Origin of the sequence: Methylobacterium planeticum (genome assembly GCF_008806345.1) — a bacterium.
GTDB classification, from domain to species: domain Bacteria; phylum Pseudomonadota; class Alphaproteobacteria; order Rhizobiales; family Beijerinckiaceae; genus Methylobacterium; species Methylobacterium planeticum.
Genome location: NZ_VZZJ01000023.1, coordinates 29,265 through 42,555 on the forward strand (window position 1 = coordinate 29,265; position 13,291 = coordinate 42,555).

A 13,291-nucleotide genomic window follows, 5' to 3' on the forward strand; every position below is an offset into this window, starting at 1 on the left:
GGACGCACGCGACGGCGCCCCGCCCTCACGCGACCGGCGCGTAGCCGGGCGTCCCGGGCAGTTCCGCCCCGACCCGCGCGACGAGGAGCGCCAGCGCCCGCGCGTCCGCGCCGAGGCGCGCGGCGAGGTAGTAGGTCTCCCGGCCCACCGGCAGGAAGGCGAGGCCGAAGCGGGCGGCCACCGCGCGGGTCCCCATGCCGACATCGGCGGCCCCCGAGGCGATGGTCGCCGCGACGGCCTGGTGCGTGAATTCCTCGGTCTCCGCGCCCCGGATCGCCTCGGGGCGGATCCCGGCCTCGGCGCAGAGGCGCTCGAACCAGAGGCGGGTGCCCGCCCCCCGCTGGCGGTTGACGAAGCGCGCGCCCGTGCGGACGATGTCGGCGATGCCGGCGAGCCCGAGCGGGTTGCCGGCCGCGCCCAGCAGCCCCTGCTCGCGCAGGAACAGCGGCCGCACGGCGAGCCCGGGATCTTCGAACACGGCGGCGAAGGGCGAGCCCGGCTCGGGCCGGTGCGCCCCGAAATGGAAGCCCGCGGCGTCGACCGAGCCCGCGGCGAGGCGCGACAGCGCCTCGGCGCTGCCCGCGATCGTCACGTCGAATTCGGGCCGCCCGGCCAGCGCCGCCGAGAGCAGGGTGTCGTGGCTGACGGCGACGCGCAGGCGGGCGGCCTCGGGGGTCAGCAGCGCGGCGAGGCGCGCCGCGAGCCGCGCCTCGCTTGCGGCCAGCACCGGCGCGCAGGCTCCGAAAGCCTCGGCGAGCGCCGCGCGCAAATCCTCGCCGAACGGCGTCAGGGCCGAGCCGTGCCCCTTCGTCTTGATCGCCACCGGGCGCCCGAGGGTCGCCTCCAGGGCCGCGATCCGGCCCCAGGCGGAGCGGTAGGAGACGCCGAGGCCGCGCGCCGCCGCCTGGACCGAGCGCTCCCGCGCCACGGCGTCGAGGAGCGCGAGGGCCGGTTCGAGGGCGATGTCGCGCTCAGACCGACGCAGCCGGCCGGCGAGGGTGAGGGAAAGCTTCATAGGCAAGGGCTTTCCTATTGAAATGCCGATGCCCGCGATATCATGAGCAACGGTCCGGCGCAGCCGCGCCCGGGCCCGGAGCGAAGGCCGAGTTCGAGCACGCATGGTCGAGACCCTGGCGGAGAGCGTCGCGCGGCTGGCGAGCCTCGACCGGGAGGTCGTGGCCATCGCCTGGCTGTCGCTGCGCGTCAGCCTGACCGCGGTGCTCGTCGGCGCGCTCGCGGGCATCCCGCTCGGGGCCCTGGTGGCGGTGGTGCGCTTCCCCGGGCGGCAGGCGCTCGTCGGCCTGCTCAATGCCAGCATGGGCCTGCCGCCGGTGATCGTCGGCCTCGTGATCTACCTGCTCCTGTCCCGCTCCGGCCCCCTCGGGCCCCTGGGCCTTCTCTTCACCCCCGCCGCCATGGTGGCGGCCCAGAGCGTGCTGGTGACGCCCCTGATCGCCGCCCTGACCCGGCAGATCGTGGCCGATGCCGAGGCCCATCTCGGCGACCAGCTCCGCTCGCTGCGCCTGCCGCCCTGGCGCCGGGCCGGCCTCCTCGTCTTCGACGTGCGCTTCTCCCTCGTCACCGCGATCCTGGCCGCCTTCGGCCGCGCCATCTCGGAGATCGGCGCCGTGCTGGTGGTCGGCGGCAACATCGACGGCTTCACCCGCACGATGACGACCGCGATCTCGCTGGAGACCCAAAAGGGCGACCTCGCCCTGGCGCTCGCCCTCGGACTCGTGCTGATCGGCCTCGTGCTCCTGGTGAACGCCGCCGCCACCATCCTGAGGGCCTACGCGGTGCGGGCCTACGGATGAGCGCCGCCATTCCTCCGAACCCCTCCCTGCCCCCGAACCCCTCCCTGCCCCCGAACCCGTCCCTGCCCCTGCGCCTCGACGGCCTGGTCTACCGGGCCGGCCCGAAGACCATCATCGACGGCCTCGACGCCACCATCGCGGCCCCCGGCATCACGGCGCTGATCGGCCCCAACGGGGCGGGCAAGAGCGTGACCCTGCGGCTGATCGACGGGCTCCTGCGTCCGGATGCGGGCACGGTCCGCATCGGCGAGGGCGCCCCGGTGCGCCGCGCCTTCCTGTTCCAGCGCCCGGCGCTCCTGCGGGCGAGCGCGGCCCGCAACGTCGCGCTCGCCCTCGCGCCCCTCGGCCTCGAACGGCGCGAGCGGGCGGCCAGGACGCGGGCCGCCCTCGCCCGCGTCGGCCTCCTCGACCGGGCGGACGACCCGGCGACCCGCTTCTCCGGGGGCGAGCAACAGCGCCTCGCCCTGGCCCGGGCCCTCGTCGGCGAGCCACAGCTCCTCCTCCTCGACGAGCCCACCGCCAGCCTCGACCCCGCCGCCACCGAACGCATCGAGGCAGTGGTGGCCGAGATCGCCCGGGGCGGCACCAAGGTGATCCTCGTCTCCCACAATCTCGGTCAGGTCGCGCGGCTCGCCGACGACGTGGTCGTGCTGGCGCGGGGCCGCGCCGTCGAGCACGGCCCCATGGCCCAGGTCGTCTTCCAGCCGAAAACCGCGCAAGCCCGCGCCTATCTCAAGGGAGAACTCCCATGGACCGCCTACGCCGCAGCCTCCTGAGCCTCGCGCTCTCCGCCGCGATCCTCGGGCCGGTGGCCGCCCGCGCCGAGCCCGCCGCCATCACGGTGGCGTCGACCACCTCGACCGAGCAATCGGGCCTGTTCAAGTATCTGCTGCCGAAGTTCACCGAGAAGACCGGCATCGCCGTGAAGGTCGTGGCGCTCGGCACCGGCCAGGCCCTCGATGTCGGGCGCCGGGGCGATGCCGACGTGGTCTTCGTCCACGACAAGGCGGCGGAGGAGACGTTCCTGGCCGAGGGCGCGGGGGTGAAGCGCCACGAGGTGATGTACAACGACTTCGTCGTCGTCGGGCCGAAGGCCGACCCGGCCGGGGCGGCGGGCGGCGAAGTCACCCAGGCCCTGCGCAGGATCGCCGACGCCAGGGCGCCCTTCGTCTCGCGGGGCGACCGCTCCGGCACGCACGCGGCGGAATTGCGCTACTGGAAGGATGCGGGCCTCGACCTCGCCGCCATCAGGGGCGACTGGTACAAGGATGTCGGCCAGGGCATGGGACCGGCGCTCAACACGGCGTCCGCCACCAACGCCTACCTGCTGAGCGACCGCGGCACCTGGCTCTCCTTCAGGAACCGCGGCGACCTCGCCGTGCTGGTCCAGGGCGACAAGCGCCTGTTCAACCAGTACGGCGTGATGCTGGTGAACCCCGGGAAGCACCCGCAGGTGAAGGCGAAGGAGGGGCAGGCCTTCATCGACTGGCTGATCTCCCCCGAGGGCCAGCGCGACATCGCGGGCTACCGGATCGAGGGCGAGCAGCTGTTCTTCCCGAATGCCGGGGCCGGCAAGTCCTGAGACGCCCGGCCGCCACAGCTTCGAGTTGAAAAGAGGGCGGATATTGTCAGCCATCGTTGACACGGGCCCTTGCGGTCGCGTGCGAACCGGCTAGCCTCTCCGCATCGGCCGCTCGACACGTCTCGCAGGTAGATCTCCACGCCTCAGATCTCGAAAGCCTCGGATTCCGGATTATTTTCGCAGGACGACGCGCTCTGGCCTGTCTCCTGCAAGCGTGATCCGAGGCACCTGCAATCAGCGCGCGTCTCGACTGTGCCAGTGGGAGATCTCGATGCGATCAAGGCTGACCACCTACATCTTCATTGGGATGCTTCTCGGCATCGGCGTTGGATATCTCTGCAGCATCACCTGGCCGGATCCGCAGACCGCCAAGGAGATCGCCGGATACATTGCGCTGATCAGCGACGTCTTCCTGCGCCTGATCAAGATGATCATCGCGCCGCTGGTGTTCTCGACGCTCGTGGTCGGCATCGCGCATCTCGGCGACACCGCCTCGGTCGGCCGGGTCGGCGGCAAGGCCCTGCTCTGGTTCGTCGCCGCCTCGCTCTGCTCGCTGCTCCTCGGCCTCGTGATGGTCAACCTCCTGCGCCCGGGCGACAACCTGAACCTGCCGCTGCCGGATGCGGGCGCCACGACGAACCTCAAGGCCGCCTCCCTGTCGCTCAAGGAATTCGTCATCCACCTGGTGCCCAAGAGCCCCGTGGAGGCGATGGCCAACAACGAGATCCTGCAGATCGTCGTGTTCTCGGTCTTCTTCGGGGTCGCGCTCGCGGCGATCGGCGAGAAGGGCAAGCCCCTGGCCGTCGGCATCGAGAGCCTCGCCGACGTGATGCTTAAGATCACCGGCTACGTGATGAACTTCGCCCCCGTGGCGGTCTTCGCCGCGATCGCCGCGACCATCACCACGCAGGGCATCGGCGTCATCGTCACCTACGCCAAGTTCATGCTGGAATTCTACTTCAGCCTGGCGATGCTCTGGTGCCTCCTGGTGCTGGCCGGCTTCTTCCTCGTCGGCAGCGGCGGCATCCGCCGGCTCCTCGACCTGATCAAGGAGCCCTTCGTCCTCGCCTTCTCGACCGCCTCGAGCGAGGCGGCCTACCCCAAGACCCTGGCCAATCTCGAGCGCTTCGGCGTGCCCAACCGCATCACCTCGTTCGTGCTGCCGATGGGCTACTCGTTCAACCTCGACGGCTCGATGATGTACTGCACCTTCGCGGTGATGTTCATCGCGCAGGCCTACAACATCCCCCTCTCCCTCGGGCAGCAGCTGACCATGCTGCTCCTCCTGATGGTGACCTCGAAGGGCATGGCGGGGGTGCCGCGCGCCTCGCTGGTGGTGATCTCGGCGACGCTCGCCACCTTCCATATCCCGGAGGCCGGCCTGCTGCTGATCATCGGCATCGACCAGTTCCTCGACATGGGCCGCTCCGCCACCAACGTTCTCGGCAACAGCGTCGCCACCGTGGCGGTGGCCAAGTGGGAGGGGCAGCTCGCCAGCACCGACCAGCGCCTCGACCGCGACGTCAACCCGCTGCCGGAGCCCGCCGAGTAGGCCCGGCCGCCAGACGAGGCCCGATCCGGAGGTCGCCCCCATGTTCGCCCGTGGCTTCACCGCCCTCTGCCTCGGGGCGCTCGCCGCCCTCGGCCTCACCACGCCGAGTCCCGCCGTCGAGGTGCTGACCGGAACCCTCAGGAAGGTGCGCGAGAGCGGCACGATCACGCTCGGCTACCGCGAGAGCTCCCTGCCCTTCTCGTTCCTCGACGGGACGGGGCGCCCGGTCGGCTACGCCCTCGACCTCTGCCTCGACGTGGTGGACGACGTCGCCAGGGAGGTCGGGCTGCCGAACCTCGCGGTGCGCTACGAGCCCGTGACCTCCGAGAATCGCATCCCGGCCCTGGTCTCGGGCAAGATCGACCTCGAATGCGGCTCCACCACCGCGAACTCGGAGCGGCGGCGGCAGGTGGCGTTCTCCCCCGTCACCTATTTCAGCGCGACCAAGCTCCTGGTGCGGCGCGATTCGCCGGTGAAGTCCTACCGCGACCTCGCCGACCGCAAGGTCGCGGTGACGGCGGGCACCACCAACGAGGGCGCCCTGCGCAACCTCTTCGCCCAGCTCAAGATCCCCGCCACCCTGGTGACCGGCCGCGACCACGCCGATTCGTTCGCCATGGTGAAGGACGGGCGCGCCGACGCCCTCGGCCTCGACGACGTGCTCCTGTACGGCCTGCTGGCGGGCGCCGGCCCCGACGGCGCCGGCTTCACCATCCTGCCCGACAAGCTGTCCTTCGAGCCCTACGGGCTGATGTTCCGCAAGGACGACCCGGACTTCGCGACGGTGGTGGCCGGCACCTTCGGGCGCATCGCCGAATCGCGCGAGCTGCGCTGGCTCTACGAGAAGTGGTTCCTCAAGCGCCTGCCGAACGGTGAGCGCCTGAACGTCCCGATGTCCGACGAGCTGCGCACCAACTTCCAGGTCATCGGCCTGCAGGATTAGGCGGCGCCGGCCGGGACGGGGGCGCCCCGCCCCGGTCCCGCCCCGAGGACACGAACCGCTCAGGCTGGGTCGGCGCCCGACCGCCGCCGGGCCTGTCCGCCCGCGCCGGCCGGGACGCGGGCAATCGGCCTAAGAGACGGGGATCACGAGCGGAACTCCGCCCGTCCGGTGGGCGCGCACGCGGGATTCGGCACAATCATCCCGAAGTTCCATCCCCTGCGGCGCCATCCTGCCGGAGAGACTTTTTTGTCACGCCGCCGTGAAGACGACCTCCGAAAGTGAACCGTGGCCGTGAGATCGGTTGCCAGAGACACCGACCCTCTGCCATCGTCTTCCTCGGGTTCGGAGAAGTTACCATGTCTCGTCACATCTCGGCGTTGCTTGCCACCACCGCCGCCTTCTACACATGTGCTGCTTACGCAGCCGATCTGCCCGTCAAGAAGGCGGTGCCGATCGAGTTCGTTCGGGTCTGCTCCGCTTACGGCGCCGGCTTCTTTTACATTCCCGGCACCGACACCTGCCTGCGCATCTCGGGCCGCGCCCGCTTCGAGGCCGGCGTCGTCGGTTCGAACTACACCCGCGGCAGCGACCTCTCGAACTACCGCGGCGCCATGCGCCTGAACATCGACGCCCGGACGCAGACCGCCTACGGCACGCTGCGCGCCTTCACGCGCCTCGACGTCCAGAGCCGCACCGGCAACTTCGTGACCTCGGGCACGCAGCAGCGCATCGCCAACGCCTTCCCGGCGCTCGGCCCCGACACGTTCGGCCGCGCCCAGCAATACGTGAACGTCGACAAGGCCTTCGTGCAGTTTGCCGGGCTGACCGCCGGTCGCGCCTCCTCGTTCTTCGACTTCTACGCGCACGATTTCGAAATCATGGCGCTGACGCTCGGCTCCGACGTCGCCTCCACGAACCTGCTCGCCTACACGGCGAAGTTCGGCGAGGGCTGGTCGGCCACGATCTCGCTCGAAGACCCGACCTTCCGCTTCCAGCCGATCTTCGCGGCCACGTCGGTTGCGGGCACCCCGAACTCGTCGTTCAACATCTTCACGGCCTCCGCGTCGCTCTCGCCGGTCGCCAACGCGCTGAACGCCGCCGGCATCCCGACCTCGGGCGTCTACTACGACGTCACGCAGAAGAACCGCACGCCCGACTTCGTCGGCGCGCTGCGCCTCGACCAGGCCTGGGGTTCGGCCCAGCTCTCGGCCGCCGTCCACGAGGTCGGTGTCGGCCAGCCGACCGGCGCCATTTTCGGCCTGAACGGCGGCGCGCCGGCTGCCTTCGCGCCCGTCGCTCGTGCCTCCAACGAGTATGGCTGGGCGATTCAGGGCGGCCTGAAGGTCAACGCGCCCTTCATCGCCCCGGGCGACGCCCTCTACCTGCAGGGCGCCTACGGCGAAGGCGCGATGGCCTATACGGGCTTCCAGGGCTACACCGCGACCTACATCCAGAGCTCGACGCCCGTTCAGAACTCGCCCTTCGTCCAGTACCTGAACGACGCGGTGGTCAACCCGATCACCGGCAAGATCGAGCTCTCGACGAGCTTCACGATCGTCGGTTCGTACCTGCACTACTGGTCGCCCGAGTGGCGCTCGGCCCTCTTCGGCAGCTACGGCGAGGTCTCGTTCAGCAAGTCGGCCCGCGCGGCCGTGAGCTTGGCGAACCCCGGCGGTACGGCGAGCGGCCTGCAATCCTTCGCGATCAACCCGACCGCCTTCGCGCTCAGCCCGATCCTGCGTGACAACAACCAGATCGTCGCCGGCGCCAGCCTGATCTGGTCGCCCGTGAAGGACCTCGATATCGGCGCGGAAGGCATCTACATCCGCACCGCTCTGAGCCAGGGCCGCACCTACGACGTCACCAAGACGACCGTCAACGCGGCCGGCGTCCCGATCGCCGGCAGCCCGGTCGTGACGGTGAACCACCAGGACACCTACCAGATCCGCGCCCGCGTCCAGCGCGACTTCTAAGACCGCGACTCCGCGAAGCCGGGCGCCCGATCGGATCGGGCGCCCGGCTTTCGTTTGCGCGGGTGCGCTCCGCTTCGACACGGCCCGGCCCGGCCGGACGAACTGCCGCGCGACCCCGCACGTTCGGAGAGCCCTTCTCGTCCCGCGGCGCGGCCTAGAAGTTTTTTCTGACAAATCCCGCCGAGTCTTCACGCGACTGCGTGTTTTTCCTGTGCGCAGGCGGCGCAACAATGCTCTATTCCGGCATCGGAGTTGCACCGGCCGGTCGCGCTGCTACGCTTGACCGTCGTGCAGCGATGCCGCGCGCTGCGCGGCGAACCGTCGTTCACATGAGGCTGTTGATGCATCCGACACACCACCGATCCCGCGGCGCCATCGCGGCCCTCGTCCTCGGCCTCTCGGCCCTCGCGGCGGGCGGCTCCGCGGGTGCGGAGGAGCTCACCGGGACCCTGAAGAAGATCAAGGATTCGGGCGCGATCACCATCGGGTACCGCGATTCGTCGGTGCCCTTCTCCTATCTCGACGGCGACCAGAAGCCGGTGGGCTACGCCTACGAGATCTGCCGCAAGATCGCCGACGACGTGAAGGCCCACCTGAAGCTCGACAAACTCGAGGTGAAGCTCAATCCGGTGACCTCCGCGACGCGCATCCCGCTGATCGCCAACGGCACCATCGACCTCGAATGCGGCTCGACCACCAACAACGCCGACCGCCAGAAGCAGGCCGCCTTCACCAACACCCACTTCCTCACTGCCACCCGCTACGTGGCGAAGAAGGACAAGAAACTCGACAAGATCGACGACCTGAAGGGCCGCACCGTGGTGTCGACCTCGGGCACCACCAATATCCGCCAGATCAACGAGGCCAACACCGAGCGCAAGATGGGGATGACCATCCTGCCGGCGAAGGACCACGCCGAGGCCTTCCTGATGGTCGAGACCGGCCGCGCCGACGCCTTCGTGATGGACGACGTTCTGCTCGCCTCGCTGATGGCCGGCTCGAAGACCCCGGACGGCTACACGATCTCCACCGAGCCGCTCTCGAAACCCGAGCCCTACGGCATCATGCTGCGCAAGGACGACGCGCCCTTCAAGGCGGTGGTCGATGCCTCGACGGCCAAGCTCTACAAGAGCCCCGAGGGCAAGGCCCTCTATGAGAAGTGGTTCACGCAGCCGATCCCGCCGCGCGGCATCAACCTGAAGCTGCCCATGAGCGAGGCGATGCAGAAGCAATTCTCCACGCCGAGCGACAGCGCAGACCCGGCTGCCTACTGATCCATGAACTACAACTGGAACTGGAGCATCTTCCTTGAGCCCTCGCCCGAGGGTGCCGGCACCTACGCCGACATGCTCCTCTCGGGCCTGAGCTGGACGATCGCGACCGCGCTCTCCTCGTGGATCATCGCCTTCGTGCTCGGCTCCCTCGTCGGCGTGCTGCGCACCCTGCCCTCGGCGGGCGCGCAGCGGATCGGAACGGCCTATGTCGAGCTGTTCCGCAACGTGCCGCTGCTGGTGCAGATGTTCCTGTGGTACTTCGTGCTGCCGGAGGTGCTTCCGGGCAACGCCGGCACCTGGTTGAAGCAGTTGCCCAACGCGCCCTTCTACACGGCGGTGGTGTGCCTCGGCTTCTTCACCGCCTCGCGCGTCGCCGAACAGGTGCGCGCGGGGATCCAGTCCCTGCCGCGGGGGCAGCGGATGGCCGGCACCGCGATGGGCCTGACGGTGGCGCAGACCTACCGCTACGTCCTGCTGCCCAACGCCTACCGGATCATCCTGCCGCCGCTGACCTCCGAATTCTTGAACAACCTCAAGAACACGTCGGTGGCGCTGACGATCGGGCTCCTGGAGCTCACCGCCCGGGCCCGCTCGATGCAGGAATTCTCGTTCCAGGTCTTCGAGGCCTTCACGGCCGCGACGATCCTCTACGTCCTCATCAACCTCGTCGTGATCACGGCCGCCTCCTTCCTGGAGCGGAGCGTCGCGGTGCCGGGAACGCGCTGATGTTCTCCAATTTCGACTTCAGCGTCATCGGCTCCTCCCTGCCCTACCTGTTCGGCCAGGGCATGGTCTTCACCGTGACGCTGACGGCGCTCGCCGCCGGCATGGGCGTCGTCCTCGGCACGCTGCTCGCCATGATGCGGCTCTCGGGGGTGCCGGGCCTCAAACACATCGCGAAGGTCTATGTCGAGCTGATGCGCTCGCTGCCCCTCGTGCTGGTGATCTTCTGGTTCTACTTCCTGGTCCCCTATATCGGCGCCTGGGTGACGCGCGCGCCGAACCCGATCCAGGTCGGGGCCTTCTCGTCGGCGCTGATCACCTTCACGCTGTTCGAGGCGGCCTACTTCTCGGAGATCATGCGCGCGGGCATCCAGTCGATCTCGAAGGGTCAGACCGGTGCCGCCAACGCGCTCGGCATGACCTACTGGCAGACCATGGCGAACGTCATCCTGCCCCAGGCCTTCCGCAACATGCTGCCGCTGCTGCTGACGCAGACGATCGTGCTCTTCCAGGACACCTCCCTCGTCTACGTGCTGTCGCTGACCGACTTCCTCGGCGCCGCCTCCAAGGTGGCCCAGCGCGACGGGCGCCTCGTCGAGATGTACCTGTTCGCGGCCGTGGTCTACTTTGCCGTGTGCTTCACGGCCTCCTTCCTGGTGCGGCGCTTGCAGCGCCGCGTCGCCATCATCCGCTGACGCACCCCGCGAGGACCGCGCCATGACCTCATCGCCGATGCCCGGCCCGACCGTCGCCGAGCCCGTCGCCCCGGGCGCCCGCGCGCCCGCCGATTCCGGGCTCCAGTCCGGACGCCTGATCGCGCCGCAGGCAGGGGGCGCCCCCGGCGTGCCGATGATCGCCATCGACAACGTCAACAAGTGGTACGGCGACTTCCAGGTGCTGACGAATTGCAGCACCGCCATCGTCAAGGGCGAGGTCGTGGTGGTCTGCGGCCCCTCGGGCTCGGGCAAGTCGACCCTGATCAAGTGCGTGAACGCGCTCGAACCCTTCCAGAAGGGCCAGATCACCGTCGACGGCACCAAGGTGATGGACAAGGCCACCAACCTGCCGAAGCTCCGCTCGCGGGTCGGCATGGTGTTCCAGCATTTCGAGCTGTTCCCCCATCTCTCGATCACCGAGAACCTGACGCTGGCCCAGCGCAAGGTGCTCAGGCGCCCGGCCGAGGAGGCGAAGAAGCGCGGCCTCGACCTGCTCGCCCGCGTCGGCCTCTCGGCCCATGCCAGCAAGTATCCGGGCCAGCTCTCGGGCGGCCAGCAGCAGCGCGTCGCCATCGCCCGGGCGCTCGCCATGGACCCGATCGTGATGCTGTTCGACGAGCCGACCTCGGCCCTCGACCCCGAGATGGTCGGCGAGGTGCTGGACGTGATGGTGGAACTCGCGCGCGACGGCATGACCATGATGGTCGTGACCCACGAGATGGGCTTCGCCCGCAAGGTCGCCGACCGGGTGATCTTCATGGACCGCGGCGAGATCGTCGAGGACGCCACGAAGGACGACTTCTTCGGCAAGCCGCGCTCCGAGCGGGCGCAGCAATTCCTCTCCAAGATCCTCCAGCACTGAGGGCCGGGAGGCGCCGCGATCTCCTGCGGCGCCCGCGTGGCGCGCCCGCTCAGGCGGCGCGGGTGATCTCGTAGGCGATCGGCTTGAAGCTGCCGTTGTTCGATTGCAGCGCCGAGCAGGCGGTCAGGCCGATCACGAGGTCGGTCTCGGCCTCGAAGGTGACCCGGTCGCCGGCCCGGCTGAGGGGCGGCTCGACCTTCAGCGCGCCGGTCTCGCCGTCCACCGTGACGTTCATGAAGACGTTGAAGGCCACCGGGATCCGGTCGGGCGCGATGCCGTAGGGCGCCAGCGCCGCCGCGAGGTTGCCGAAGCAGCCCCGGTGCGGGTGCTCGTCCCCGTAGATGATCCGGAAGGTGTCGGCCGAGCAGGGCGTCAGCAGGAAGTCGTGGCGGCCCACCGTGTCCTCGACGATGCGCAGCAGCACGTTCGAGCGGTTCGAGTAGATCGGGTCCCCGGTCGTCAGGTAGATGCGGCTGGCATAATCGAGGGTCCGGCCCGACGAGATCACCTCGTCGAGATCCCCCCGCCTGAAGGCGAGGAGGTCCGCGACCTGCTCGCCGCGCGGGTCGATCACCGTGAGCCGGTCGCCCTTGGCCAGGGTGAAGGCCGTGCCCGAGCGCGGCGGGATCTCGTGGCGCGTACCGCTGTTGCAGGATGCGTGCGTGTCTGCCGCGCTCATGTCGGCCGCGCTCATGCCTGCCGACCTTGGAACGGGCAGACCCAGTCCGGACCGACGCTCCGGCCGCTGTACTGGCGGGCCTCCGACGATTCGCCGTGGCGGGCGAGCATCGGGTTGCGCGTCCCGGCCAGGGCCTCGTCGCGGGTAAGGATCGAATCGCGTAGCTTCTCGTAGCGGCCCTCCGCACGGAGCCGCTCGAACTGCGCGTGCAGGTTGAACACCAGCACCGGATGGTCGAAGCGCCGGGCCGGCCGGCTCGCCCCGGGATGCAGGCCGACGATGAAGAAGCCCTCGCCGCCGAAGCTGAGCGAGAAGTGCGGGTTGTCCGGGTCGTCGTTCACTCGCGGATCGTAGCGCTGGCCGAGGAAGCTGTCCTTGTCGGACAGCGACTGCGCCCGGGCCCAGAGATGGCGCTCGAAAGCCTCCTCGCTGAGGTCGTCGGGGCCCTCGAACACCACCGCGAAGCTCTGGAACAGGTCCGGCCGCTTGCGGTAGCGCCAGATGAAGGAGAGCAGCGCCGGGTAGAGCCGGGTGTCGTCCCAGCCCGAGGAGATGTCCCGGGCCACGACGATGCGCATCTGCCCCTTCGACAGGGCCGATTTCGCGCCGACACAGGGGAATGGGGGGTTGCGGATGAAATCCTTGAACTTGCGGGCGAGCGGATGCTCGCTGTCGTTCCTCGGAATGAGCATGGGGCCTCGGGTCTCTCAACGCGGAACTGAGTGGTGCGGGGCCGAACGCCGGGCGCGGAACTCTGCCTCGCAGCGAGGCAGCTTGCGCGCCGATCAGGCAGTCAGCGCTGGCAAACCGGGGGGGATGGGGCGTAGTTCCGCCGTTGCGGCAATCCGCACGCGGCATCCACAGGCTTCTGAGAATATACCCGCTTTCGGTCCGATCCGGCTCGGAACGATCGGGCTTCGTGCCTCAGGGGTTAGCCCGGCCGAGGGGTGACGGGGCGGCCCGGTATCCTGGCAGGCTGCGCAGCACGCGGCGCAGATGCGTCCGCAGGTCGGCCTCCGGCGCGCCCCGGTGCCGCGCCGGCTCGGCCCGTTCGCGCGGGCCGGACAGGCTCGCGCGGCGCGATCGGTCCCCCTGCCGCGACAGGCCGCGGATCAGGATATCTCGGATATGGGCGCGCAGGATGGGGCGGTGGTCCGTCATCCCGGCCGCTAC

At 69.5% G+C, this 13,291-nt stretch carries 14 protein-coding genes; 10 read left to right on the forward strand and 4 right to left on the reverse strand.

Annotated features, from left to right (window positions below):
* Positions 1–25: 25 nt before the first annotated feature.
* Positions 26–1,015, reverse strand: coding sequence for a substrate-binding domain-containing protein (locus tag F6X51_RS21150; protein ID WP_150965657.1), 990 nt, complete (start codon positions 1,013–1,015; stop codon positions 26–28).
* A gap of 103 nt (positions 1,016–1,118) precedes the next feature.
* Here F6X51_RS21150 and F6X51_RS21155 point away from each other — a divergent pair, with 103 nt between their 5' ends.
* From F6X51_RS21155 to F6X51_RS21200, 10 genes are all read left to right on the forward strand, one after another.
* Positions 1,119–1,814, forward strand: a complete 696-nt coding sequence (locus F6X51_RS21155) for an ABC transporter permease (protein ID WP_150965658.1) — start codon at positions 1,119–1,121, stop codon at positions 1,812–1,814.
* A complete protein-coding gene (locus F6X51_RS21160) occupies positions 1,811–2,590 on the forward strand; it encodes an ATP-binding cassette domain-containing protein (protein WP_150965659.1) in 780 nt (259 codons plus the stop codon). The genes F6X51_RS21155 and F6X51_RS21160 overlap by 4 nt, the downstream gene beginning before the upstream one ends.
* A complete protein-coding gene (locus F6X51_RS21165) occupies positions 2,563–3,396 on the forward strand; it encodes an extracellular solute-binding protein (RefSeq protein ID WP_150965660.1) in 834 nt (277 codons plus the stop codon). Before F6X51_RS21160 ends, F6X51_RS21165 begins: the two co-directional genes overlap by 28 nt.
* Positions 3,397–3,667: 271 nt before the next feature.
* Positions 3,668–4,948 (forward strand): dicarboxylate/amino acid:cation symporter, encoded by a 1,281-nt coding sequence (locus tag F6X51_RS21170; RefSeq protein ID WP_150965661.1) that lies wholly within the window; start codon positions 3,668–3,670, stop codon positions 4,946–4,948.
* Between the two features lie 40 nt (positions 4,949–4,988).
* On the forward strand, positions 4,989–5,891 hold the full coding sequence (locus F6X51_RS21175; RefSeq protein WP_150965662.1) for an amino acid ABC transporter substrate-binding protein: 903 nt from the start codon (positions 4,989–4,991) through the stop codon (positions 5,889–5,891).
* A gap of 356 nt (positions 5,892–6,247) precedes the next feature.
* On the forward strand, positions 6,248–7,864 hold the full coding sequence (locus F6X51_RS21180; RefSeq protein ID WP_150965663.1) for a porin: 1,617 nt from the start codon (positions 6,248–6,250) through the stop codon (positions 7,862–7,864).
* A 341-nt stretch (positions 7,865–8,205) separates the two neighbouring features.
* On the forward strand, positions 8,206–9,138 hold the full coding sequence (locus F6X51_RS21185; RefSeq protein ID WP_150965664.1) for an amino acid ABC transporter substrate-binding protein: 933 nt from the start codon (positions 8,206–8,208) through the stop codon (positions 9,136–9,138).
* Between the two features lie 3 nt (positions 9,139–9,141).
* Complete coding sequence (locus F6X51_RS21190; RefSeq protein ID WP_150965665.1) at positions 9,142–9,864, forward strand: amino acid ABC transporter permease; 723 nt, start codon at positions 9,142–9,144, stop codon at positions 9,862–9,864.
* Complete coding sequence (locus F6X51_RS21195; protein ID WP_150965666.1) at positions 9,864–10,556, forward strand: amino acid ABC transporter permease; 693 nt, start codon at positions 9,864–9,866, stop codon at positions 10,554–10,556. Before F6X51_RS21190 ends, F6X51_RS21195 begins: the two co-directional genes overlap by 1 nt.
* A 154-nt stretch (positions 10,557–10,710) precedes the next feature.
* Positions 10,711–11,439 carry an amino acid ABC transporter ATP-binding protein gene (locus F6X51_RS21200; protein WP_191970199.1) on the forward strand — a complete coding sequence of 243 codons (729 nt, stop codon included), beginning with the start codon at positions 10,711–10,713 and terminating at the stop codon, positions 11,437–11,439.
* Positions 11,440–11,488: 49 nt separating this feature from the next.
* Here the strand turns inward: F6X51_RS21200 and F6X51_RS21205 are convergent, their stop codons facing one another.
* From F6X51_RS21205 to F6X51_RS21215, 3 genes are all read right to left on the reverse strand, one after another.
* The gene (locus F6X51_RS21205; RefSeq protein ID WP_150965668.1) at positions 11,489–12,118 is read right to left on the reverse strand and encodes a DUF1989 domain-containing protein; all 630 of its coding nucleotides are present in this window, start codon (positions 12,116–12,118) and stop codon (positions 11,489–11,491) included.
* An 11-nt stretch (positions 12,119–12,129) separates the two neighbouring features.
* Positions 12,130–12,810 (reverse strand): guanitoxin biosynthesis heme-dependent pre-guanitoxin N-hydroxylase GntA, encoded by a 681-nt coding sequence (gene gntA / locus F6X51_RS21210; protein WP_150965669.1) that lies wholly within the window; start codon positions 12,808–12,810, stop codon positions 12,130–12,132.
* 232 nt (positions 12,811–13,042) lie between these two features.
* Positions 13,043–13,279, reverse strand: coding sequence for a hypothetical protein (locus F6X51_RS21215; RefSeq protein WP_150965670.1), 237 nt, complete (start codon positions 13,277–13,279; stop codon positions 13,043–13,045).
* Positions 13,280–13,291 lie beyond the last annotated feature (12 nt).